The organism is Mesorhizobium sp. M0768, from assembly GCF_040320195.1.
GTDB lineage: Bacteria > Pseudomonadota > Alphaproteobacteria > Rhizobiales > Rhizobiaceae > Mesorhizobium.
Window position 1 is genome coordinate 1 of record NZ_JAMYPD010000021.1, and the last position, 22,970, is coordinate 22,970.

Here is a 22,970-nt window from a genome sequence, read left to right on the forward strand (position 1 = left end):
CGATCTACACAGAAGAGCGGGCATGCCATGGTGGACGAGGCCAAACCTGGGAACGACAGTGCAAGCCACGACTACAGGGCTGACATGTCGGCACGAGATATGGTTGAACGAGCCGTCCTGTCGATCGCCCGTTTGTTGGGTCGGCGGGTTGCTCGGGAGCATTTCGAGGAATTGCAGGCGGCCAACGATAACAAGCTTCATCCTCTTGAGAAAACACCTTCAGAAGGGGAGGATGGGGACGGCGGCGGACAATAGCAATGAGAGGCAGAGGAGCGGTCCATGACCCGTGTCGCGCTGTACGCACGTTACTCATCCGACAACCAGCGCGAAGCCTCTATCGAGGATCAGCTGCGGCTTTGCCGGGAGCACGCGGCCAGGGAGAGGTGGACTGTCGTTGGAACATATGCCGATGCCGCGATACCCGCTCAAGCATCATCCGTCGACCAGACGTCCAGCGGCTTCTCGCCGATGGTCAAAGCGGGCAATTTGAGATTGTTCTAACCGAGGCACTCGATCGCCTGTCACGCGACCAGGAAGACGTAGCCGGCCTCTTCAAGCGGCTGCGCTTTGCAGGTGTCAGGATCGTCACTCTCTCTGAGGGCGCCGTAGACGAACTGCACGTGGGCCTGAAAGGAACGATGAACGCGTTGTTCCTGCGCGATCTTGCCGCCAAGATCAGGCGGGGCCAAAGCGGTCGCATATTGAACGGCTACAACGCCGGCGGCCTCTCCTATGGCTATCGCGTGGTCAAAAAGCTCGATGAACGCGGCGAACCGATCCGCGGTCTGCGCGAGATCGATGAGGATCAAGCCGAGGTCGTGCGTCGGATTTTTCGGGAGTTCGCTGCTGGTCAATCGGCGCGCACGATAGCTGCAGGGCTCAACAAGGAAGGTATCCCATCACCCTTTGGGGGTACGTGGGGCGCCTCGACCATCAATGGCAATCTCAAGCGGAGAAGCGGCTTTCTCTACAACGAAGCCTATATCGGGCTGCTCGTCTTCAATCGTCTCCAAATGCGCAAAGATCCTGAGACTGGGAAGCGCATCTCGCGGCCGAATCTGCCGGAAACCTGGCAGGTCGTTGAAGTGCCGCATCTGCGTATCATCGACGATGAACTGTGGGATGCGGTGCAAGCCCGCAAGAAACTTTATGGAGGCATGAAGCTCCATCACCGCCGACGGCCGAAGCACATGTTCTCGGGGCTTGTGCGGTGCGGCCGCTGTGGCGCTTCCTATACGGTGAAGAACAGAGACCAGCTTGCTTGTGCCGCGCACCGTGAGAAAGGCACTTGTACCAATAACAGGACGATCCGTGTTGGCGAGCTTGAGAAGCGTGTGCTTGAAGGCATCCAGCGGCGCTTGCTGGCGCCGGATGCCATTGCGGGTTTCCTTGCTGAATATCATGCTGAGCATAAGCGACTGAACGCCATGAACCGCGAGCGGCAAAGGGAAGTCGAAAGGCGGCATGCCGGCATCGACAGGCAGATCGCTAACATCGTCGATGCCATCGCTGACGGTGTCGCGACGACAAGCATGAAATCGAAGCTGCTGGACCTCGAGCGCGAAAAGGAGAATCTAGCTCGAGAACTACAGGCGATGGCGGCCGCAGAAAGCATTGTAGAGTTTCATCCGGCAGCGGTGACGGTTTACCGTCGGCAAGTATCCGAGCTCCAGGACGCGTTGCAATCCGATGAGTGTGAGCGGCACGAGGCGGCGAGGATCATCCGCTCGCTGGTCACGGGGATCGAGATCATACCGACGGAGGGTAGGGGACAGGTTGAGCTGAAAGTCCGCGGTGCGCTGGCTGAGCTTCTCAACCTGCCAAATCGCAAGCCGGGAGAGGCGCTTAACGCTGCAGTGATGGTAGCGGGAGAGGGACTTGAACCCCCGACCCCAGGATTATGATTCCCGTGCTCTAACCAACTGAGCTACCCCGCCAGGGCGGCGAAGGCCCGAAATCCAGCTTAAATCGGCAGGCATATCGGCGCGTTCGCCAAGGTCGCGCGGATATAAGGTTGCGAGGCCAAGCCTGTCAAGCATCGAAGTGGCTGCCGCGCCGGCATATTGCTGGCGCCGAAAGCTTTGCCGGGCAGACATTTGGGCGCACAGGCCGGGGTTGAGTTCAGCGAGGCACGTCGCTATGTCTCGGCCACGAAAGTCATGGTCATGAATTGATGAAACCGCGCATTGCAGTCCTCGGTTGCGGATACTGGGGCAGCAACCACATCCGCACCCTAAAGGCGCTCGGCGCGCTGCATGCGGTTTCGGACGTCAACCCCGCGCGCGCGGAGGGTTTTGCCAGCGAGCAGGATTGCCTGGCGATAGAGCCGGAGGCGCTGTTTGCCCGCGACGATGTCGACGCCATCGTCATGGCGCTGCCGCCGCAGTTCCATGCCGACATGGCGGTGCGCGCCGTGCTCGGCGGCAAGGACGTGCTGGTGGAGAAGCCGATCGCGCTGACGGTGGCCGATGCCGAACGCTCGGTGCAGGCGGCCGCCGATAATGGCCGTGTCTTCATGGTCGGCCACGTACTGCGCTTTCATCCCGCCTTCGAGACGCTGAAGGCGCTGATCGACAATGGCGAACTCGGCGAAGTCCGCTACATCCATTCGCATCGGCTCGGCCTCGGCAAGTTCCACACCGAAAACGACGCGCTATGGGACCTGGCGCCGCACGATCTGTCGATGATCCTGGCCATCACCGGCACCGAACCGGTCGAAGTGCGCGGCGAAGGCGCCGCTCTTCTCGACAATCTCAGCGACTTTGCGCATCTGCACATGCGCTTTCCCAACGGCCTGCGCGGCCATCTGTTCGCCTCGCGGCTCAATCCTTACCGCGAACGGCGGCTGACCGTTGTCGGCACCAAGGCGATGGCGGTGTTCGACGATGTCGAGCCGTGGGAGCGCAAGCTTGCCGTCTATCGCCACGCGGTGTGGCAGGATAGCGGCCGATGGGCGTTCACCGCCAACGAGCCGTCCTATGTCGCGGTCGGTGAGGGCATGCCGCTGACGCGCGAGCTGGAGCATTTCATCCACTGCATCGAGACGCGGGCCGAACCGCGCACCAGCGGCGAGGAGGCCATCCGCGTGCTGCGCATCCTGACCGCGGGCACCGTCGCCCATACAAGGCCCTAAGAGAAAACGCCGTCTATTCGGCGGGAACCCGCGCCGGCTGGACGGCAAGCCGCGTCAGCATCGCCTCGGCCTCCGCGCCGCGCTCGGAGCGCTCGATGAAGCCGCCGCCGAACACGCGCGCCTCGTTGCCATCGTCGGAATAGAGCACGCAAGCCTGACCGGGCGCGATGCCGGATTCGCCGTCTACCAGTTCCACCGAAGTGACACCGGCGCGGTGATGCAGCACGGCCGGGCGCGGCGGCCGCGTCGAGCGCACCTTGGCGAAAAGCTCAAGCCCGGCCGCCGGGATAGCGGTCAGCGGGCCATCGCCCAGCCAGTTCATGTTGCGCAAGAAGATCTTGTGGGTCTCCAGCGCCTCGCGCGGGCCGACGACGACGCGGGCCCGGTCGGCGTCGAGATGAACGACGTAGAGCGGCTCGCCCGAGGCGATGCCGATGCCGCGGCGCTGACCGACGGTGTAGCGCAAAATGCCCTCGTGGCGGCCAAGCACGCGCCCGTCTATATGGACGATGTCGCCCGGATTGGCGGCAGCCGGCTTCAGCTTGGCGATGATGCCGGAATACTTGCCCTGCGGCACGAAGCAGATGTCCTGGCTGTCCTGCTTGGCCGCAACCGTCAGTCCCATCTCCTCGGCGATGGCGCGAACCTCAGGCTTCGACAGGCCGCCGAGCGGAAAACGCAGATAGTCGATCTGTGCCTGGGTGGTGGCGAACAGGAAGTAGCTCTGGTCGCGGTCGGCGTCGACCGGCCGGTAAAGAGCGCGGTGGGCGCCATTGGCGCCGGAACGGATGTAGTGGCCGGTCGCCAGCGCGTCGGCGCCGAGTTCCTTGGCGGTCGCAAGAAGGTCGGCGAATTTCACCGTCTGATTGCAGGAAACGCAAGGGATCGGCGTTTCGCCGGCGACATAGCTCTCGGCGAACGGGTCGATCACCGCCTTGCGGAAGCGCTCCTCGTAATCGAGGACGTAATGCGGGATGGCGAGCGTCTCGGAGACGCGGCGGGCATCGTCGATGTCCTGGCCGGCGCAGCATGAGCCGGCCCGGTGCGTTGCCGCGCCGTGGTCATAAAGCTGCAGCGTGACACCGACGACGTCGTAGCCCTCGCGCTTCAGGAGGCCGGCAACGACCGACGAATCGACACCGCCCGACATGGCGACGACGACGCGGGTGTTTTCGGGGCGTCCGGGAAGATCGAGGCTGTTCATGGTTCTTTCGTTCTGCGCGGCGCTTCAATGCCAATGGCCGGAATATAGGTCAAGCGTCTCGGCTGCGCCAGCTTTGCCGGGCCGGCTCATTTTTCCTGCCGGGTTCAATGCGCTTGCCGGCAGATGTTTCAAATGCCGATGAAAAGGCTAACGCCGCGTTCATGATCCTTACCTAACCATTAGGGTCTGCTTAGGCAAATTTTAAAGCTGTGGCGGTAATGTGGTGGGGATTGGGTCTTTGAGTTTTTTGTAGAGAGTACGATGACCGATCTAATTAGACCGCGAGTCAAATATGTTATCGGGCCGGACGGCAGCCCACTTACCATCGCCGATCTGCCGCCGACGAACACACGTCGCTGGGTTATCCGGCGCAAGGCGGAAGTGGTGGCGGCGGTGCGTGGCGGGCTTTTGAGCCTCGAAGAGGCATGCCAGCGCTACAAGCTCACCACCGAGGAATTCCTGTCCTGGCAAGCGTCGATCGACGAATACGGCCTTGCCGGCCTGCGCACCACGCGCATCCAGCAATACCGGCATTAGGCCGATAAGGGCGCTGATCAGCGCCCTTACGTCTGCGAGGGTCGACGATCTGCAATTTCAGACCGTCAGCACCACCTTGCCGATCGGCCTGGTGGCGAGAAAGGCATGGGCGGCACCGGCCTGTTCGAGCGGAAACGCCTTTGCCACGTGGACGGCCAGCTTTTTCGCGTCGATCAATTTGCCGAGCTCCACCAGAGCGGCACGGTCGGGCACTACGGACATGCGCTCGACGCGGATGCCTCGCGTCCTGGCCTTTGCCTTGGTGGCATCGCTGACATCGAGCAGCGACACCAGAACGCCGCCGGCCGTGAGCACTTTCAGTGATTGCTCCGCATGCACGCCGCCGAACGGGTCCAGAACCAGATCGATGTCGCGGGCCTTCGCGGTGAAATCGTCCCTTGTGTAGTCGATCACCTCGTCGGCGCCGAGCGAGCGGACGAAATCGAGCTTTTCCGGGCTGGCGGTCGCGACGACGTAAGCGCCGTGCGCCTTGGCGATCTGCACCGCCAGGTGGCCGACGCCGCCGGCTCCGGCGTGGATCAGCACGCGCTTGCCAGAATCGAGCCGGCCATGGCGGACAAGGCCTTGCCAGGCCGTCAGGCCGGCCAGCGGCAGCGCGGCGGCTTGCGCGTGATCTATGCCTTCAGGTTTCGGCGCAAGCTCATCAGCCGGGACAGCGGCGAGTTCGGCGTAGGCTGCCGCCTGTTTGGGAAAGCGCGGCATGCCGAACACGGCATCGCCGACCTTGAGGCCGGAGACGCCGGAGCCCAGCGCCTCGACAGTCCCCGAAACATCCCAGCCAAGGACAAAAGGCGGCTCGCCAAGCAGCGGATAGTGGCCGCCGCGCACTGCGCCATCGACCGGGTTGATGCCGGCCGCCTCGATGCGGACGAGCACTTCGCCGGCCTCGGGGCGGGGCGATCGGCAATGACGAGGACGTCGGGTCCGCCGAAGGAATTCTGGATAATGGCACGCATGGAAGGCTCTCCTGCTGGTTTTGATGTGACACTATCATTTGGATAGTTATTTTCTCTTGTCTAGTATGTACCTTTTTGATATATACGCACCTCATGGATAGTGAAGATGTTTCCCCTTTTGGCTATGACGCCTTTCGGCGGTCGTGCCCGTCACACGCCGTGCTCGAGACGCTCGCCAGCAAATGGGTCTACCTGGTGATCTGTGCGCTGCGCCGGGGCCGGCTCCGCAACGGCGAATTGGCGCGCAAGCTCGAAGGCATCACGCCGAAAATGCTGACGCAGACGCTGCGTATCCTGGAACGCGACGGGCTTGTGCGGCGCGAGGTTTTCCCGGTCATTCCGCCGCGTGTCGAATATGAGCTGACCGAACTTGGCCAGAACCTGGCAGGACTGCTCAATCAGATCAGAGCCTGGTCGGAGCAGCATGTGCCCGACATCAAAAATGCGCGCGCACGGGCGGCGGAACAGCAAGTAGATCTGGATGCCTGAGGCGGGCACAGTCGGTGCGCAGCAATAGCGCACAAGCGCGACGCGCGTTAGAGTCTTGTTTTCAGCCGATCATGGCGCTGCGGCCGCCGGCTTCCGTGTCGCGCGCCTTGGTGTCGCGCGATTCCAGCATCTCGGCCTTGGAAAGCTCCGCTTCGGCTTCGCTCAGCAATGATTCGGCGACATTTCGCTGCTGGGCGAGGTCGCTTTGCGAATTTCTAAGGTTGTCGCGGCGCAGACGTGCCGCCTTGGCGAAGGTCGGATAAGCAAAGTGATTGATGTCGGTGATGCCGGCCTTCTTCTCTTCGGCAGCAATCTGAAGTTCCAGCTCGACGGCCATGCGCTCGAATTCGGCGATCATCATGTCGAGCTGCAGCAGCTGCCGCCGCTTCTCGCTCACCTGAAATTGCTTCAGCCGAACGAGGTTTTCACGTGACTTCATGATTCGGTACTCCCGGAAACGCACACCTGCACATATCGTCCAATTCACCCGGCAAGGCCCAGGCTTGACCCGTTTCCACCGGCTTTCCCCGAACTATGGGAAACAAACTCCTAAAGTTTTTTGCCGGCGGTAACCATTCGTTTACGGGCATTGTTAATCATACGGCTCAGGACTTAAGGGCGGGTAAAAATTCTGCTTCTCGTCGGGAAACCCGGCCAACGAGTCCGAAGAGTCGCTTAGTCTGGCTTATTAATGTGCTGCATTAACGGTTTGGGTCTGTGATTCGTTATTGGATTCAACAAGGTGTAGAAAGGGGTTAAAAAATCTGATACCGTCATGGACGGGGAATTAGGTTTTATTAACCATTCGATGGCAGCCTCTGCTCAGGCAATCACTGCTCCGGTCCTGGACGGGTCGTGAAATGGTCCGGCAGCAGAAAAGGGGAATGAAATGCGCGTTCTGCTGATAGAAGACGACAGTGCAACCGCACAAAGCATCGAGCTGATGCTGAAATCGGAAAGTTTCAATGTCTATACGACCGACCTTGGCGAAGAGGGCGTCGATCTAGGCAAGCTTTACGATTACGACATCATTCTCCTCGACCTCAATCTCCCCGACATGTCGGGCTATGAAGTTTTGAGAACACTTCGCCTGTCCAAGGTGAAGACGCCGATCCTCATCCTCTCCGGCATGGCCGGCATCGAGGACAAGGTGCGCGGCCTCGGCTTCGGCGCCGACGATTACATGACCAAGCCCTTTCACAAGGACGAACTGGTCGCCCGCATCCATGCCATCGTGCGGCGTTCCAAGGGCCACGCCCAGTCGGTCATCACCACCGGCGACCTGGTGGTCAATCTCGATGCCAAGACCGTTGAGGTCGGTGGCCAGCGCGTGCATCTGACCGGCAAGGAATATCAGATGCTGGAACTGCTCTCGCTGCGCAAGGGCACCACGCTGACCAAGGAAATGTTCCTCAACCATCTCTATGGCGGCATGGATGAGCCGGAGCTGAAGATCATCGACGTCTTCATCTGCAAGCTGCGCAAGAAGCTTGACGCCGCGTCTGGCGGGCAGAATTACATCGAGACCGTCTGGGGCCGCGGCTATGTGCTGCGTGAGCCCGAAGATATCCGCGTCAGCGCCTGAACTAGGGGCGTGATCCCAAGGTGGGCGCCGATTTTTTCGGAAAAGAACCCGGCAAAACAACAAGATAGAGCCGATCCGATTTTCGTCGGAATGGAACAGCTCTGATCAGGCGGCAATCTTCAAGGCGCGGAAGCACTCGAGCAGTTGCGGCCGGTTGAACGGCTTCAGCAGGTAGCCCTGGGCGCCGGCTCGTTTTGCCCGCATGATCGCCCCGACATCGACCTCGACCAGCGAAATCAAAACCTGCGGCAATACCGGGCTTTCCATGGCGCGCAGGCGGCGGATGAGGTCCTGCGCCTGCATGTCCGGCAAGGCGCCGTCGATGACGATGATATCAGGCATGTCGGCCGCGCACATCTCGATCGCCTCGTGGCCGCTGGCGGCTTCGATCACCATCATGCCGGAACCGCCCAGGATACGCCTTGCGACCTTCCTGATGACGCTCGAATTGTCGACGAACATGCAGCGTTTCATTCCGGGACCCTCTTTGCCATGCGGCGAACCGGCAGCGTCGTGGCATCTGCCGGGGAACATAGGCCGATCTGGTAAAGAAGCCGAAAAGCCGTTAGGTAAAATTTTCCTGAAGGTGTTTTAAGTGAAATCTTCTTTCGCAATGCTTCACGCAATCAATCCGCAAGCCCGCCCACAGATGTTAGGACAACGCCGCAAATATGACTTGAGAAAAATACTTTCCCCGCTCTTTAGGAGAACTTCAGGCTGCGGAAAGGACGATCTCGTCGGCGGTCGCATGGATCGAAATCGTCATGTTGGCTTCGCGGGCCAGGAGCAGCGTGTAATAGGGCTGCACCGAATGCGCGTCGATCGGCTCTTCCGGCCTGTGGCCGGAATGCAATTCCAGGAATTTGGGCGGCACGCGCAGCATCGGGCCGCTCGCCGCGAGCGCAAAGCGCGGCTCGGTCTCGAGGTTCTCCAGCGTGACCACCAGCCTGCCGCCGCGCGGAATGGCGGCGTTAGCGACGAGGATGAGATTGAGCAGCAGCTTGACCTTGTTCTTGGGCAACAGTGCGCGGGTTCCGTTCCAGATCAGTTCCGGCTTCTCGTTCTTCAGGAAGGCGATGGCCACGGCCTCGGCGTCCCCGGTGTCGATCAGCATGCCGGCGGAACCGGCGGCACCGAAGGCGATGCGGGCGAATTGCAGGCGGGCGGAGGCGTTTTTGGCGCTTTGGCGGATCAGCTTCATGGCGTCTTCGTCGGCGCCGCCTTCGTCGAGCAGCTCAAGCCCGTTGTTTATGGCACCGACCGGCGAAATGATGTCGTGGCAGACCCGGCTGCACAGCAGCGCTGCCAGATCGGGTGCGGAAAGGGTGAAAAGCTCGGCCATCGGCAAAAATCCCTGCAAATTTCACAACACAATGACCGGGCGATCATGATCACGCCTGTCCACACGAATCACGCTCTCTCCCAAGCATTCTGAATACACAGCGCTTGTGCGTGCAGCAACAAATCCGAAATCATGATTGTCGAAAATGGCGTGTTCACGCAGCAGGGTGCTGCGCGGGCGATGTGAAAACAGCCTTCGAACCGCCATCTTCATGTGGGAGTTTAATGGTTGAAAAAGGATTACGGCATAGTTTGCCCCTAACAGTCATCCTTAACGGCCGCCAAAGAGCCGTACGGGTGCGAGGCGTCGGCGAAAGTGCTCCCTGACGGAGATTGGAAGCATGGTTTCCCGATTCTACGACCGGACTTTTTTCCGTGTCATCTCAATGACGATCGCGCTCATCGGCCTTGTCGCCTTTTCGGCATCGGCGGCGCGGGCGCAGGAATACACCGCGCAGGAGATCGTCGATTCCGGTCATAAATTCTTCGGCGCTACATCGGGCGGGCTCGCCACCGTCGTCGAGAAGATTTTCGCCACCTATGGCCTGCCGAACGGCTATCTGCTCGGCGAAGAGGGGTCCGGGGCGCTGATCGGTGGCCTGACCTATGGCGAAGGCACGCTCTACACCAAGAATGCCGGCGACCACAAAGTGTTCTGGCAAGGCCCGTCGCTCGGCTGGGATTTCGGCGGCGAGGGCTCGCGCGTCATGATGCTGGTCTACAATCTCGACGATGTGAGCAGCCTCTATAATCGTTTTGGCGGCGTCGCCGGCTCCGCCTATGTCGTCGCCGGCGTCGGCTTCAACGTGCTGAAGAACAACAATGTGCTGCTCGTGCCGATCCGTACCGGCGTCGGCGCTCGTCTCGGCGTCAATCTCGGCTACCTCAAGCTCACCCAGCGCGCGACCTGGAATCCGTTCTGACCTGCATGATGGCGCCACTGCGATTGGAGCTGTGATCCCACGGTCTGAGCTTTGCCGCGGCATACTCTTGCCGTGGCGCCGGATTTCCGTCATGCGAAGATGGCAAAGTCGACCTTTGGCGGTTGCCATGCACAACGGATAGTCATCTTGGTCCAGTCGATCCTGTTCTTTGTTCTCGGCTTTCTCTGCGCGGGCTTTCTGGCGCTGATGATTGCTCCGGCCGTGTGGCGGCGGGCGGTGGCGCTGACGCGCAAGCGCGTCGAGGGCTCGATGCCGTTGACGCTGGCCGAGATCCAGGCGGACAAGGATCGCGTCCGCGCCGAGTTCGCCGTTTCGGTGCGCCGGCTTGAAATGACCGTCAAATCATTGCGCGAGAAGGCCGCCGAGCAGCTGGTCGAGATCGGCCGCGACCGCGAAGCCCTGAAGGAATTGGCGGCCGAGCGACAGGACAAGAACCGGGTCGTCGCCGATCTTACAGCCAGGGGCGAGGAGCTTCGCAAGCGCGATGAGCAGCTGCAGCAGCTGTCGGAACGGCTTGCGGAGACCGAGCGCGCCCTCGAAAAGCGCGGGCTCGAACTGCGGAAACTGGAGCACATGTATGACGACGCCAGTTTTTCATCCAGCAGCCGGCAGATCGAGCTGGTGGCGCGCGAATCCGAGCTGCAGAAGTTGGCAAGCGACATTTCGCTGCTGCGCGGCCAGCGCAAGGAGGCGGACAGGCGCAGCCAGGAATTGGCAGCCGAAAGCAAGGTTTTGCGGGACGCGCTGAAGGCCGAGAAGAAAAGAACCGGCGACCTGGAAAAGAAGGTCGAACGCCTGCTCGCCTCGCTGGCCGATCGCGAGGACAGGCTGGAGCGCCGCGAAAAGGAACTGGTGCGCCTTCGCGAAAAGCCGAAAGGAGCTGAAAGCCCGCCTGCGGTGCGCCTTGCCGGGGTGCGAGGCAGCCAGGTCAGCGGGACCGCCAACGGCGACGAGATCGAAAAGGCAACCGCCAAGCTCGATGCCGAACGCGAGCGGCTGGAGGCCAGGCTGACATCGCTGGCACGCGAGAACAGGCGGCTGAAGGCGGACCTTGCCGCCTCTGAAACGCCGAAATCACAGGCCGGAGACGATACCGGCCGCGCCAGCGCGGCATTGCGTGAAGAGATGAACGATCTGGCGGCGCAAGTCGTGGCCTTGACGGCAAAGCTCGACGGGCCGGATTCACCGATCGCCCGGGCGCTTGCAGCGCCTGAGGATACGCGGCAGGGGAGCGGCGGACGCAGCCTTGCCGATCGGGTGCGGGCGCTGCAGAAGGCCGCTTCGACCGACTGAGATTCCGCAAGCGCAAGCGCGGGGCGCCCCGGCTCTAAAGCACGTCGCATTCGACCGGCCTCATCGGACGCGCTTTAAGTTCTTGTTTGATGCATGTCGTTATCGCAAAACCGCTGCACACTTTTGCGCGACATGCATTAGGCTCCGGAAAAATGATGAAGCGCGATGGCTGACGCGGCGGCGACGTTCAGGCTGTCGAAGCCCTGCGCCATACCGATCCGCAGCGTCTGCAGGCGGGCAAGCAGGCTTTCCGGCAGGCCTTCGCCCTCGGTGCCGAGATAGAGCGCCAGCCGCTCGTTTCTCTTGGCATCGCGAATGTCGATCTGCCCGCGCGGCGACAAGGCGAATTGACTGAAGCCTTGCCGGTCGAGCATTGCGGTGCAGCCGGCGGTATCGGCAAAGCAGGCGAAGGGGACTTTCAAGGCCGCGCCCACCGAGACGCGGATTGCCTTGCGGTACAGCGGATCGCAGCAGGTCGGATCGAGAAGCACGGCATCCGCGCCGAAGGCGGCGGCATTGCGGAAGATCGATCCCATATTGTCATGATTGGCGATACCGACCAGCACCACGATCAGCGCGCGGGCGGGCAGTGCGCCGAGCAAAGCTTCAGCGGAGACGGCCGCGCCCTTGCGGCCGATCGCCAATATGCCGCGATGCATGTGGAATCCGGCAATCCTGTCCATGACTTCGCCGGGTGCGACATAGATCGGAAGCCCGGCAGGCGCCTTGCGCAGGACGTCATCGAGGCCGGCCAGCCGGTTCTCGAGCACCAGCACCGATTCTGCCTCGAAGCGCCGGGCGGCAAGCAGCGTGTCGAGCACCACCTTGCCTTCGGCGACGAAACGGCCTTGCCGGCCGGCAAGATCTCGCTCCCGGATGTCGAGATAGGCGGCGACGCGAGGATCCTGCGGGTCGTCTATGCGGATCGGATTCATGGCTTCCTCGGCGGACCTGGCGTCGGCCGCGAATCGGGATTCGGATTCGGAAGGCATGATGCCGGATCCGAAGCTCTGACCGTATCTCAGCGTCCAAATGGATGCACGCCGTTCTAACGGTCAAATCCAATCACTAGGCGCCGGGCGGAGACGCCCTGCCTGGCCTCCTGGCGGCACGGCGATATTTGATTTCCGCGGCACGGCTCTTCGGCCAAGCCGCTTCAATGCAGAATTTCGATGGGCGAAGGAACCACACAGGGCCATGCCGCGTCATAGAAGCGGGCTCCTGCTGCGGTCCTGGGAGGACATCGATGATCAGGCTCCTCCTCGTCTTTGCCGCCACGCTTGCCCTCGCATGCGGCGTGGCTCGCGCGGCCAAGCTCGATCCAGCCACCGTCAATCAGGCCCAATTCACTATCGGCGAACCGAAGGGTGTCGATCCGATGCTGCTGAAGGCGCAGATCCTTCTGGATCGGGCCCGCTTCTCGCCGGGCCTGATCGACGGGCGCCTTTCCCAGAACTTCGCCAAGGCCGTCGCCGCGTTTCAGGCGGCAAACGGACTTCCGCCCGAGGGCAAGCTCAGTCCACAAACCTGGAGCAAACTCATCGCAACCTCCGCCAGGCCGGTGCTGGTGACCTATGAGGTGATGCGCAAGGATGTGCGCGGACCTTTCACCAGGCGTATTCCGGCTCGCTTGGAGAGGATGGCCCGCTTGCGGCGGCTCGGCTACCGCAATGCGGTGGAGAGGTTGGCCGAGCGCTTCCACGTCAGCGACCAATTGCTGCGAATGCTCAATGCGGGCACCAGCCTCAGGAAACCAGGCAGGACGTTGGTGGTGCCTGACGTCGGCAGAGGCGACCCTCCCGCCGGCGTCGCCACCGTCGAGGTCGACAAGGGCGCTCGCCTGGTGCGTGTGCTCGACCGTGCCGGCAAATGGCTGGCGGTCTACCCCGCCTCGATTGGGAGCGAGGAGAAGCCGGCGCCAAGCGGCATGGCGGAGGTCAGGCGGGTGGTGCACAACCCTACCTATCATTACGATCCGGACTTCGCTTTCAAGGGAGTCAAGACCAAGCGGCCCTTCACCATCGCTGCCGGGCCGAACAACCCCGTGGGATCGGTCTGGATCGATCTCTCCATCGAAAGCTACGGCATCCACGGCACGCCCGAACCGGGCAAGATCGGCACGACCTTTTCGCATGGCTGCATCCGGTTGACCAATTGGGATGCCGAAGACCTTGCCTCCATGGTGCAGCCGGGCACGAAGGTCGAGTTCAAGGACGAGATTGCGCAGGCCGCCGACGAGCGCGTTCAGTAGCAAAGCGGACTTGGCAGCAAAGCGGACTTGGCAGCAAAGCGGATTTGGCGGGGCATTCTCCGCCTCGGCCGCTCAGGTCCCGGCGCGACGCAGCCGGTGAGCCATCTGCGACAGTTCACCTTCGCCGAAAATGCCGTCCAGCATGTGCAGCAATTCGCGCACGGCCGCGGACTTGCAGGAATAATAGATCATTTGCCGGTCGCGGCGGGTCTCGACAAGGTCGGAAGCCCTGAGCTTGGCCAGATGCTGTGACAGGGCGGATTGGCTGAGCGATACCTTCTCGGCTATGGCGCCGACCGACATCTCGCCCTCGGCCAGATAGCTCATGATCAACAAACGTTTTTCGTTGCCCATCAGCGTCAGAAACGCAGCCGCGGTTCCGGCGTTGGCGACTAGTTTGTTCGAGACCATAGATCCCCCATGCCTTCTTGCTCATCCGCCGCTATGGGGGCAATAGCGTCGGATTCCATAGACTTTCCCTATAGATGCACGCCAGCGATTCAGCGTCACTCGCAAAGGTAGAACATTTCGCTCAAATCTCAAGGCTTGCTTTCCACGCAAGCCGATTAACTGTGCGGCTGTGATTAATTTGCCGATCGGGCCGCCTTGGCCATGTCAACCAGGACAGGCCTGAGGTCGCGCGCCGCTCTCAGCGGCTCGGGGAAGAAAACCCGACAGACATTGTCGCCCGATATGAGATCCATCCCGTCGGCGTCGAACCCGGTGACGATCCAGCCGTCACTCTCGGCCCCGCCGAAATGACTTGCGTAGAGGGCAATCGCATCGAGATGGTCGGCGTTCATGTGGTCGAGCGCCGATTGCTCCCCGGCGGCAAGCTCTTCGACGATCGCTCCCGTCGCGACCAGATCGGTGCGGTCGAGCAGATAGGCCTTGCCGAAGCCGCCGTTCAGGCTGGCGCGCTCCGGTTCGAGCCGGAAGATCGAGAAGTCGCCGAGCCCGGCATAGAGTTTTGCCTTGGGGTTGCGGTTGAGGTAGCGCCGCTCGGCGCGGGCGCGTTCGTTCGATCTGCGTTCGAGCCGCACGGCGCGGCAGACGAGCGTCAATCGCGGATGCGCCAGCGGATCGCCCTTGCCGGGTTCGCCGACGAGCAACGAGCAGCGCGGGTCGGCAAGGATGGCGCCGGTATGGGCGGACAGCATCGATACCAGGATCAATGGCGTGCCGTCGATGTCTGTGGCGACGCCGACCCGGCTGGCCAGCGGCGAACCGGTTCCTGGTTCGAGCACTGCCAACGCGCCGAAACGGGCGCTGCGGATCAGCGTCTTTGCCAGCCTGATCGCCTCGGTATCGGTCGCGCGGATCACGTCTTTCCTGGGTTCGTCCAAGGCATCACCGTCGCATTTATTTCGGCGCCATGCGGATGGCGCCGTCGAGGCGAATGGTCTCGCCGTTGAGCATCTGGTTCTCGATGATGTGCAAGGCAAGTGCCGCGTATTCCGAAGGCTCGCCCAAACGGGAAGGGAAGGGCACAGCGGCGCCGAGCGAATCCTGCACCTCCTGCGGCATGCCGGCCATCATCGGCGTCCTGAAGATGCCGGGTGCGATGGTGCAGACGCGAATGCCGGAGCGGGCGAGATCGCGCGCCACCGGCAGCGTCATGCCGACGACGCCGGCCTTGGACGCGGAATAGGCGGCCTGGCCGATCTGGCCGTCATAGGCTGCGACCGATGCGGTGTTGATAATGACGCCGCGCTCGCCGCCCTGCAGCGGTTCGAGCCTGGCGGTCCGGTCGGCGACTAGGCGGATCATGTTGAAGGTGCCGATCAGATTGACCTCGATCACCTTGCGGTATTGATCGAGCGGATGCGGTCCGTCCTTGCCGATCGTCTTCATGCCGACAACGGTGCCGGCGCAATTGACCAGGATGCGCGGTCCGCCAAGTTTTGCCGCGACTTCCGCGACTGCGGCGGCACCGCTCTCGGCGTCGCTCACATCGCATCGGACGGCGATGCCGCCGATGTCAGCCGCCACCTTGGCCGCACGCTCGATACCGAGATCGAGGACGGCAACCCTGGCGCCGCCGGCGGCAAGAGCGCGCGCCGTCGCCTCGCCAAGGCCGGAGCCGCCACCGGTGACGATCGCAATCTGGCCGTTCGGGTTCATCTCGACGTCCTCCTCCGTGCCCAGACTATGCCGCCAAGCCACCGTGCGACAGCACCGGCACGGTCATGCCATCGCGGCGATGTGCGCGGCAACCCTTGCCTGGTCGGCGTGGCAAACCTCGCCCGCCAGCCTCGCCAACGCGCCAGGCACGATCTCGTGCGCCAAAAGCCGGTCGGGGTCGACCGGACGCGGCATCGAGATCTGTCCGCGCCCCAGCCTTATGAAGCCGAGCGGGCCGTAGTAGGGTTCGTCGCCGACCAGCATCACCGCCGGCGCGCCGGCCTTGGCGGCGGCTTCCAGCGCGATTGCCACCAGCCGGCGGCCGATGCCGAAATTTTTGAAGGCCGGCCGAACAGCGAGCGGCCCGAGCATCAGCGCGCGGCCAGCGCCGGCGGCGATGCGCGTCATCCGTACCGAGGCGACGACGATTGTGCCATCGACGGCCACGAAGGACAAAGCCCGTTCATGCGGGCCACCTTGGCGGATCTTGTAGGCGGCGAGCACGAAACGACCTGGCCCGAAGGCCTCGTCATTGATGGCTTCGATTTCAGGATCGTGCGCCGGAGTTTCCGGCAGGTATTTCACGTCGGCCAGGTATTTCAAGTCGGCAAGGCTCATGGTCTTTGCGTTCCGGTATGCGAGGAAAGGTTTGCTGCAAGCGGCAGCGTTCGCCAGTCAGCGCTTCATCAAGCGCGGGCGCTCTTTCGTCGTCGGTCGAACCGGATCATGGCAAAGTCGAACATGCGGATGTCCGCTAGCACCAATTTTCAGCCGCCGCAATCGGCCCGCGCAGCCGACGCGCACTCGACGACGCAGCCGTTGACGATCTGTTCAGCATCGGGGATTTCCGCGGCGCCGCTTGGTGCCCTACATCGAGCAGGAACGCGAAAGGATATTGCATGGGATTGCTAGTCGAAGGCCAATGGCAGGACCGCTGGCACGATAGCGGGGAGAGCGGCGGCAGGTTCGTGCGGGCACAGTCGCAGTGGCGCGACTGGGTGACCCGCGACGGCACGCCGGCCGAAGGGCGAAAACGCGGCTTCAAGGCCGAGCCCGGCCGCTATCACCTCTATGTCTCGCTCGCCTGCCCGTGGGCGCATCGGACGCTGATCTTTCGCGTGCTCAAAAAACTCGAGGACGTGATTTCCGTCTCGGTCGTCCATCATTTCATGGGCGCCGACGGCTGGACGTTCGTGGCCGAGGACGGCGCCACCGGCGATACGCTGTACGGCCTCGATTTCCTGCACCAGATCTACACCAGGGCCGATCCCGGCTATTCGGGCCGGGTCACCGTTCCGGTGCTGTGGGACAAACGCGAGCAGACCATCGTTTCCAACGAATCCTCCGAGATCATCCGCATGCTCAATTCGGCCTTCGACGAATGGGGCGATGCCAGGCTCGATTTTTATCCGCAACCGTTGCGCGGCGAGATCGATGCGATCAATGCGCTGGTCTATCCCGCGGTCAACAATGGCGTCTACCGTGCCGGCTTCGCCACCACGCAGGCAGCCTACGAGGAGGCGTTCGGCGAATTGTTCTCGGCGCTCGACACGCTGGAGAACCGTCTGTCAAGGCAGCGCTATCTCGTCGGCGGCCGCATCACCGAGGCGGACTGGCGGCTGTTCACGACACTGGTCCGCTTCGACCCGGTCTATGTCAGCCATTTCAAGTGCAATCTGCGCCGCATCGCCGACTATCCGAACCTGTCGAATTACCTGCGCGATCTCTACCAGGTGCCGGGCGTCGCCGGCACGGTGAATTTGCACCACATCAAGGCGCATTATTACGGCAGCCACGAGACCATCAACCCGACGCGCATCGTGCCGGTCGGGCCGGAGCTGGACTACGGCGCGCCGCATGACCGGGACAGGTTCAGGGAGGCGGCGTGATCTACCAGTAGGGCGATATCGCCGCGCCATCAAAAACCTCGGCAATCCGCCGCAAAGTTGCCGGTGTCGTGCCCACCGGCAAGCGGTCGAGCGAGAAGAAGCCGGCTTCGGCGATCTCGCGGTCGGGCAGCTTAGGGCTTGGCTGGTCGAACTCCTCGACCAGATAGAGGCCGACATGGTCGCGGCGGCTGGCGCGGCGGTTGAAATGCAGGGATTTCAGCACCGGCGGTCCGGTCAGCGCGATGTTGCCTTCCTCGAAGAGTTCGCGTGTCAGCGCTTCGATCATCGTCTCGCCCAACTCGACGCCACCGCCGGGCAGGTGCCAGCCCGGGACATAGGTGTGGCGGATGAGGAAGACGGAATTGGAGGGGCGGTCGTGGATCAAGCCGCGCACGCCGAGCGTCATCGGCCGCCGCAGTACGAAATACAGGTGAAACAGCCTTGCCCTGAAGCCCGGCCAGCCGGTCTGACGCAGGGCTTGCTCCGGATCTGGCGTCGTCATCGTCAGCGAAACCGTGAGTGGAAAGCCGCGCGCGCCTCGCCTATGAAGAAAAGATGTTCAGGCTCGCGCATATTTCCGATGTCCATCTGGGGCCGCTTCCCGATGTAACCTATCGCGATCTCGCCTCCAAGCGCGTGGTCGGTTACGTCAATTGGCAGCGCAACCGCCGCCGCTACATGCATGATGCCGTCATCGACACGATCGTCGCCGACATGAAGGCCAGCGGGCCGGACCATCTCGCCATCACCGGCGACCTGGTCAATCTGGCGCTCGACGGTGAGCTCGAGATGGCCAAGCACTGGCTGGAGACGTTGGGCTCGCCCAACGACGTGTCGGTCGTGCCGGGAAACCATGATGCCTATGTGCCGGGCGCCTTCGACAAGACCTGCCGGTCGTGGGCGGCCTGGATGACCGGCGACGGCGTCAATACGCCGGTCGACCGCAACACCTTTCCGTATCTGCGCGTACGCGGCAATGTTGCGTTGGTCGGCGTCTCGACGGCGCGCGCCACGGCTCCGTTCATGGCCAACGGCTTCTTTCTGGAGGGCCAGGCGGAACGGCTGCGCGGCATGCTCGACGCCACGGGCAAACGCGGCCTGTTCCGGGTGATCATGATCCACCACCCGCCGGTGCGCGGCGCCGTTTCGCAGAACAAGCGGCTGTTCGGCATCTCGCGCTTCCACAAGGTTCTTCACCGGCATGGTGCCGAGCTTGTGCTGCACGGCCATTCGCATGTGCCGTCGATGTTCTTCATCGGCGCCCGCAAGATCAAAATTCCGGTGGTCGGGGTCGCCGCGGCGGGGCAGGCGCCCGGCAGTTCGCATGCGCCGGCGCAATACAATCTGCTCGACATCGACGGTGAAAAGGACAATTGGCGGATCAGGCTGACGCGCCGCGGCCTGACCGGGCCGGCATTGCCGCCCAGCGACCTGCAGACAATGGAGCTTGGCGTGGGGGCCGAGGCGTCGATGGCCAGAGCAGTTCCAGGAAAAGTGTGAAGCGGTTTTCGGTCCGGAGTTGCGTCAAAACATAGAGATAGAGCGGTTCAGCGTCTCCGTGAAACGCTGAACGGCTTTTTAGAAGCTGATTTTCATCGCGACGATGCGGTCCCAGAACAGTACGAGCGAAATCGCCAGGCCGACCAGGGCGCCGGCGGCGATCAGGCCGAGGCCGGAAAAGAACGCCGACCAGCCGTTGCTGCGCGCAGCGATCTGCAGCGGCGGCTCGGCCTCCGCCACCAGGGCGCGTTTCAGGCCGGCGACGGCTTGCTCGATGCCGCCTTCCATCATTCTCTGGCGTTCGACAACGCGCTCGGCGACATAGCGCGTCACCTGGTCGGCAACGACCTTCATGTCGGTCGATTCGGCGAGGACGACGCGGCCAATGCGCGTGTCCTTGAGAAAGCGGTAGGTGCGACGGTCGCGTCCCATGGCGACATGGCTGACGGCGTCGATCCACAGCCGTGGCTGCAGGCCGGACGAGACGGCGAAGTCGAAACTGTCCATGTCGGTGGGCACGTCGGCGAAGACCGACGCGAGTTCGGCGGCAAGCAGATCGAGCCGCATGCGATGCGCTTCGCGCATGTCGACGACGACGTCGTCGCGGTCGGCGAAGGCGTTTTTGACGTCGCGAATGGCATCGGACAGTTTTCGCGACTGATCGATCTGGGTGATGTTCTCGCCTGCGTCCTTCATCGGCGTTGCCTCGCGGGTTTGGTTAACACCGAATTAACACAGCCGCCGGCAAAATGCACTTGCGAGATCGATGGGCCGGCAAGGGGTTCGCTGGATGAGCACAAGCGCCGCCGCCGTGCCTGCGCCAAGACCGATCAGCTCGCCGCAGCGGCGAATCCTGGACGAAGTCGCCTGCTGCGGCGCCGCATATTGCGACGGACGGCCTCGACGACCAGGCCGGGCGCTTCCTGGACCAGCATATGGCCGGCTTCCAGCACGTGGTGCAGATGAAAATGCTTCGGCACGCTGTCCGCCTGGCTGACGGGCAGCATCGCGTCGTCGGTTCCCCAAACCACCATGATTGGCATATTCAGCGTTTCAAGCCGCTCGTTCGGGATGACGCCTTGCCGATCATCCCTGGTCATGGCGGCTGCGAGCTCGACAAGTGTACGCAACTGGCCGGGCCGCCGGCGCATCTCGCTGACGAGTTCGACCCTATGCTGCGGCAGCCGGCTTTGCGGTCCCGACATGGCGGCAAGACAGGCGCGGATTTCATCCATGCCGGCAGCGGCGGCGTAGCGACGCAGCAGCGGACCATTGATCTCAGGACCGAAACCGCCCGGCGCCAGCAGCGTCAGCGACGCCATTCTTTCGGGCTCGCTCAATGCCATCAGGGCGGCCACCGCGCCGCCCATCGAATGACCGACGAGATGGGCCCGCTTTATCCCGCGAGCGGAAAGATCCGCAAGGACGGCACTGGCTGCAATCCTGGCCGGACCGCCGCCCGGAAAATCGAGCGACAGCCCATGTCCCGGCAGATCATAGGCCAGGGTCCGCGCGCCGGGCGCCAGAGACTCGGCCATATCGCGCCAGTCGTCGTGGCAGCCACCGAAACCATGCAGGAAGGCAATCGTTGTCGGGCCGGTGCCCCGTTCGGCGGCGTAAAGGGAAGGGATCATGCAAACTTTATGGCTTGGTGCCGGAATCAATCAGGATGCCGGGGCGGTCTTATGCGGGGATCAGTCTTTTGCGGGGGTCAGACTTATGTGGAGATCAGCCTATGCGGGATCAGACCTATGGGGCATCAGATTGGCCGGTTCAAATTGTGTCTGAATTGCGCTTTGGCCGTCCGGATGGCCAGTAAAATCTTCGCGATCACCTGACGTCGTGCACGCGCCGGGAGACGTCAGCTGGCGCCGCCAAGCCCGGCGGCACGCAGGGCCTCCACCAGCCGGTTGGTCAGATCGGCGGGATATCTTCGCTCGACGAAGGTTGTGCGCGGATCGGCTGCGAATTTCGGAAATTTGGTGGTCAGTTCCTGCAGCAGCCTGCTCGCCAGCTTCTCGCGGCCGGCAGCCTTGGCGCCGATCAGCCGCGCCGCCAGATAATGCGATTTCATTTCAGTCGTTCGCAAGCCGTCGCTGGCAAGCGTGGCCCTGTTCATGTCGCCCATCATGAACTCTCCGGCGAACAGCCCGTAATCCCACCATGTCGGATGGGCGCTGGCGATGTCCACCGCGTGAGCAAGGATCGGGGCGCCCTCGCTGTACTTGCCGGCGAAAACCAGCCCGTAGCCGAAGGCGGCGGCCATTGCGAGATCGTAGGGATTGAGCTCATAGGCCTTGCGCATCCAGCGGATCGATTCCGCGGAATCGCCCATGCGCGAATTGAGGTAACCAAGGGCGCGGTGCGCGTAGGGGCTGGTCGGGCCCATCTGGATGGCGCGATGGGCAAACGTCATGGCTTTGTCGATCGTCGCGTCGGCGGGGTAGGGATAGTGGTCGGTGACCGCTTCGAGATGCAAGGACGCGAGTTCCGAATAGACGAGCGACGACTTCGCCTCCCGGTTGGCAAGATCTTCGAGGCAGCGGTAGGCGGCTTCGTGCGTCTGGGCATTCTGGTCGAGATAATATTTGCCGTTGAGCACCAGACACGCCGTCAGCCCGGTCTGGATGCCGCTCTGCTCGATGTAGTTGTAGATCGTGCCCGAGGCGGGAAGAGCCGAGGTCAAAATGCCGGAGATCTGGTCCTCGATGGCGGTGTTCGCGCTGTCGCCGGCGGTCAGGTTGCGTGAGAGCAGCACGCGGCCGGTCGCCACGCTTTGCAGCTCGAGCATGATGTCGCCGCTACGCGGCCCGGGCAGGACATCGAATACGAAGCTGGCGGCGTCGGTTACTGGATCGGGCGGGCTGTCGGCATCACGGCCGATGAAATTGATGGTATCGAAGCCGCTGAGGCCGGCGCGCAGCGATGCGGCGACACGGCGAGCCAGGTCGCTGTCGGCCTTGATGGCGATGTAGACCTGGGGGAGGTTTTCAACCGGAGGCGCTGCTATGCTGCCGGTCGCCACCGCGGTCTCGACCGCCGTGTCGCCACCGGTCAGCAATACCACGCTACCCTGGCGAAGGATCAGCACACCCATCATGAGGATGACCAGCGCGATCGCCAGCCAGAAGAACTGCAAATGGCGTTGCAGCGAAGGAGCAGCAGGGGCGACGGCTGGAACGCTCAGCAATGCGGCCGGATGTGCCCGGTTGCGGGCGTCCTCCAGCGATCCGGGCGGGGCGGTCGTCGCCGCTTCCTCTGTTGCCAGCTCCGGCTTGCTTTCTGCCTTGGGCTCCACCTCCGCCGGCAAGCGAATGGCGTTGAGTTCGTAGGACGGAACATAGCCGCCGCGCGGAATGGCGATGCGGACCGGTTCGGCAACGCCCTCATTGGCGAAATACTGCTGCAGAAGCTCGCGCAGCCTGCCGGCCTGCACCCGCACCACCGCATCGGTCGACGGATCGAAATCGCCGTCCTTGCCGAACACGTCCATCGCGATGGAGAAGCCCTTGAGCCTGTCGGCTTCGCCTGCCTGCTCGCGCTCGACCAGGTAGCGGAGCAGCTTGCGCGCGCGCTCGGATCGTCCGAACGTTTCGCTGGCAAGCAATCGCTCCAGCGTTTCGCGCACTGCGGGGGCGGCAGGCGTGGTATGCTGCAAGTGTCGATCCCTTCGAATTCGGCACAGGTTGAGGTACAATCATAT

At 62.7% G+C, this 22,970-nt stretch carries 25 protein-coding genes, 1 tRNA gene and 1 pseudogene; 12 read left to right on the top strand and 15 right to left on the bottom strand.

All coding sequences use genetic code 11. The annotated features are described in order from the left end of the window. From NKI08_RS23315 to NKI08_RS23325, 3 genes and pseudogenes are all read left to right on the top strand, one after another. Nucleotides 1–255: pseudogene (locus NKI08_RS23315) on the top strand (hypothetical protein); the annotation flags it as partial. 24 nt (nt 256–279) lie between these two features. After that, nucleotides 280–501, top strand: a complete 222-nt coding sequence (locus tag NKI08_RS23320) for a recombinase family protein (RefSeq protein WP_352772461.1) — start codon at nt 280–282, stop codon at nt 499–501. Then, nucleotides 435–1,904 (top strand): recombinase family protein, encoded by a 1,470-nt coding sequence (locus NKI08_RS23325; RefSeq protein ID WP_352772633.1) that lies wholly within the window; start codon nt 435–437, stop codon nt 1,902–1,904. The genes NKI08_RS23320 and NKI08_RS23325 overlap by 67 nt, the downstream gene beginning before the upstream one ends. On the opposite strand, the gene NKI08_RS23330 is transcribed toward NKI08_RS23325, so the two are convergent. Next, nucleotides 1,861–1,937, bottom strand: a tRNA-Met gene (locus NKI08_RS23330). The genes NKI08_RS23325 and NKI08_RS23330 overlap by 44 nt on opposite strands. A 236-nt stretch (nt 1,938–2,173) precedes the next feature. Here NKI08_RS23330 and NKI08_RS23335 point away from each other — a divergent pair. After that, nucleotides 2,174–3,133: a Gfo/Idh/MocA family protein gene (locus tag NKI08_RS23335; protein WP_352772464.1), complete on the top strand. Its 960-nt coding sequence runs from the start codon at nt 2,174–2,176 to the stop codon at nt 3,131–3,133. A gap of 13 nt (nt 3,134–3,146) precedes the next feature. Here NKI08_RS23335 and mnmA read toward each other — a convergent pair whose 3' ends face one another. Next, nucleotides 3,147–4,337 carry a tRNA 2-thiouridine(34) synthase MnmA gene (gene mnmA / locus NKI08_RS23340; RefSeq protein WP_352772467.1) on the bottom strand — a complete coding sequence of 397 codons (1,191 nt, stop codon included), beginning with the start codon at nt 4,335–4,337 and terminating at the stop codon, nt 3,147–3,149. A gap of 261 nt (nt 4,338–4,598) precedes the next feature. Here mnmA and sciP point away from each other — a divergent pair, with 261 nt between their 5' ends. Continuing rightward, nucleotides 4,599–4,874 (top strand): CtrA inhibitor SciP, encoded by a 276-nt coding sequence (gene sciP / locus NKI08_RS23345; RefSeq protein WP_023679563.1) that lies wholly within the window; start codon nt 4,599–4,601, stop codon nt 4,872–4,874. A gap of 57 nt (nt 4,875–4,931) precedes the next feature. On the opposite strand, the gene NKI08_RS23350 is transcribed toward sciP, so the two are convergent. After that, nucleotides 4,932–5,771 carry an NADP-dependent oxidoreductase gene (locus tag NKI08_RS23350; RefSeq protein ID WP_502899660.1) on the bottom strand — a complete coding sequence of 280 codons (840 nt, stop codon included), beginning with the start codon at nt 5,769–5,771 and terminating at the stop codon, nt 4,932–4,934. 173 nt (nt 5,772–5,944) lie between these two features. On the opposite strand from NKI08_RS23350, the gene NKI08_RS23355 reads away from it, so the two are divergent. Then, a complete protein-coding gene (locus NKI08_RS23355; RefSeq protein ID WP_352683855.1) occupies nt 5,945–6,340 on the top strand; it encodes a winged helix-turn-helix transcriptional regulator in 396 nt (131 codons plus the stop codon). A gap of 61 nt (nt 6,341–6,401) precedes the next feature. Here NKI08_RS23355 and NKI08_RS23360 read toward each other — a convergent pair whose 3' ends face one another. After that, nucleotides 6,402–6,779, bottom strand: a complete 378-nt coding sequence (locus tag NKI08_RS23360) for a flagellar export protein FliJ (protein ID WP_023719275.1) — start codon at nt 6,777–6,779, stop codon at nt 6,402–6,404. 450 nt (nt 6,780–7,229) lie between these two features. Here NKI08_RS23360 and ctrA point away from each other — a divergent pair, with 450 nt between their 5' ends. Then, nucleotides 7,230–7,925 (top strand): response regulator transcription factor CtrA, encoded by a 696-nt coding sequence (gene ctrA / locus NKI08_RS23365; protein WP_006203583.1) that lies wholly within the window; start codon nt 7,230–7,232, stop codon nt 7,923–7,925. Nucleotides 7,926–8,030: 105 nt separating this feature from the next. Here ctrA and NKI08_RS23370 read toward each other — a convergent pair whose 3' ends face one another. Together NKI08_RS23370 and chpT are read right to left on the bottom strand one after the other, a co-directional pair. Continuing rightward, nucleotides 8,031–8,399, bottom strand: a complete 369-nt coding sequence (locus tag NKI08_RS23370) for a response regulator (RefSeq protein WP_352772470.1) — start codon at nt 8,397–8,399, stop codon at nt 8,031–8,033. A 238-nt stretch (nt 8,400–8,637) separates the two neighbouring features. Further along, entirely contained in the window at nt 8,638–9,267 is a 630-nt protein-coding gene (gene chpT / locus NKI08_RS23375; protein ID WP_352452917.1) for a histidine phosphotransferase ChpT, read from the bottom strand. A 340-nt stretch (nt 9,268–9,607) separates the two neighbouring features. Here chpT and NKI08_RS23380 point away from each other — a divergent pair, with 340 nt between their 5' ends. Both NKI08_RS23380 and NKI08_RS23385 read left to right on the top strand, forming a co-directional pair. Next, on the top strand, nt 9,608–10,189 hold the full coding sequence (locus tag NKI08_RS23380) for a DUF1134 domain-containing protein (protein ID WP_023679557.1): 582 nt from the start codon (nt 9,608–9,610) through the stop codon (nt 10,187–10,189). 147 nt (nt 10,190–10,336) lie between these two features. Further along, a complete protein-coding gene (locus NKI08_RS23385) occupies nt 10,337–11,503 on the top strand; it encodes a coiled-coil domain-containing protein (RefSeq protein WP_352772473.1) in 1,167 nt (388 codons plus the stop codon). Between the two features lie 137 nt (nt 11,504–11,640). Here NKI08_RS23385 and NKI08_RS23390 read toward each other — a convergent pair whose 3' ends face one another. After that, entirely contained in the window at nt 11,641–12,438 is a 798-nt protein-coding gene (locus tag NKI08_RS23390) for a TrmH family RNA methyltransferase (RefSeq protein ID WP_352683859.1), read from the bottom strand. A 311-nt stretch (nt 12,439–12,749) separates the two neighbouring features. Here NKI08_RS23390 and NKI08_RS23395 point away from each other — a divergent pair, with 311 nt between their 5' ends. Beyond that, the gene (locus NKI08_RS23395) at nt 12,750–13,754 is read left to right on the top strand and encodes a L,D-transpeptidase (RefSeq protein ID WP_352683861.1); all 1,005 of its coding nucleotides are present in this window, start codon (nt 12,750–12,752) and stop codon (nt 13,752–13,754) included. 72 nt (nt 13,755–13,826) lie between these two features. Here the strand turns inward: NKI08_RS23395 and NKI08_RS23400 are convergent, their stop codons facing one another. The 4 genes from NKI08_RS23400 to NKI08_RS23415 form a co-directional block, all read right to left on the bottom strand. After that, nucleotides 13,827–14,165, bottom strand: a complete 339-nt coding sequence (locus NKI08_RS23400; RefSeq protein WP_023679553.1) for an ArsR/SmtB family transcription factor — start codon at nt 14,163–14,165, stop codon at nt 13,827–13,829. Between the two features lie 173 nt (nt 14,166–14,338). Continuing rightward, a complete protein-coding gene (locus NKI08_RS23405; protein ID WP_352772475.1) occupies nt 14,339–15,100 on the bottom strand; it encodes a HugZ family pyridoxamine 5'-phosphate oxidase in 762 nt (253 codons plus the stop codon). Between the two features lie 16 nt (nt 15,101–15,116). Then, nucleotides 15,117–15,878 carry a 3-hydroxyacyl-CoA dehydrogenase gene (locus NKI08_RS23410; RefSeq protein ID WP_352772478.1) on the bottom strand — a complete coding sequence of 254 codons (762 nt, stop codon included), beginning with the start codon at nt 15,876–15,878 and terminating at the stop codon, nt 15,117–15,119. Between the two features lie 63 nt (nt 15,879–15,941). Next, on the bottom strand, nt 15,942–16,496 hold the full coding sequence (locus NKI08_RS23415) for a GNAT family N-acetyltransferase (protein ID WP_352772481.1): 555 nt from the start codon (nt 16,494–16,496) through the stop codon (nt 15,942–15,944). A 281-nt stretch (nt 16,497–16,777) separates the two neighbouring features. Here NKI08_RS23415 and NKI08_RS23420 point away from each other — a divergent pair, with 281 nt between their 5' ends. Further along, complete coding sequence (locus NKI08_RS23420) at nt 16,778–17,767, top strand: glutathione S-transferase family protein (RefSeq protein WP_352772484.1); 990 nt, start codon at nt 16,778–16,780, stop codon at nt 17,765–17,767. A gap of 1 nt (nt 17,768) precedes the next feature. On the opposite strand, the gene NKI08_RS23425 is transcribed toward NKI08_RS23420, so the two are convergent. Further along, entirely contained in the window at nt 17,769–18,269 is a 501-nt protein-coding gene (locus NKI08_RS23425) for an NUDIX domain-containing protein (protein ID WP_352772487.1), read from the bottom strand. Nucleotides 18,270–18,322: 53 nt separating this feature from the next. Between NKI08_RS23425 and NKI08_RS23430 the strand changes: the two genes are divergently transcribed. Then, on the top strand, nt 18,323–19,267 hold the full coding sequence (locus NKI08_RS23430) for a metallophosphoesterase family protein (RefSeq protein WP_352772636.1): 945 nt from the start codon (nt 18,323–18,325) through the stop codon (nt 19,265–19,267). A gap of 78 nt (nt 19,268–19,345) precedes the next feature. Here the strand turns inward: NKI08_RS23430 and NKI08_RS23435 are convergent, their stop codons facing one another. From NKI08_RS23435 to NKI08_RS23445, 3 genes are all read right to left on the bottom strand, one after another. Continuing rightward, nucleotides 19,346–19,963: a hypothetical protein gene (locus tag NKI08_RS23435; protein WP_352772490.1), complete on the bottom strand. Its 618-nt coding sequence runs from the start codon at nt 19,961–19,963 to the stop codon at nt 19,346–19,348. Between the two features lie 134 nt (nt 19,964–20,097). Continuing rightward, nucleotides 20,098–20,901 carry an alpha/beta fold hydrolase gene (locus NKI08_RS23440; protein WP_352772492.1) on the bottom strand — a complete coding sequence of 268 codons (804 nt, stop codon included), beginning with the start codon at nt 20,899–20,901 and terminating at the stop codon, nt 20,098–20,100. 227 nt (nt 20,902–21,128) lie between these two features. After that, the gene (locus NKI08_RS23445) at nt 21,129–22,925 is read right to left on the bottom strand and encodes a tetratricopeptide repeat protein (RefSeq protein ID WP_352772495.1); all 1,797 of its coding nucleotides are present in this window, start codon (nt 22,923–22,925) and stop codon (nt 21,129–21,131) included. Nucleotides 22,926–22,970: the final 45 nt, after the last annotated feature.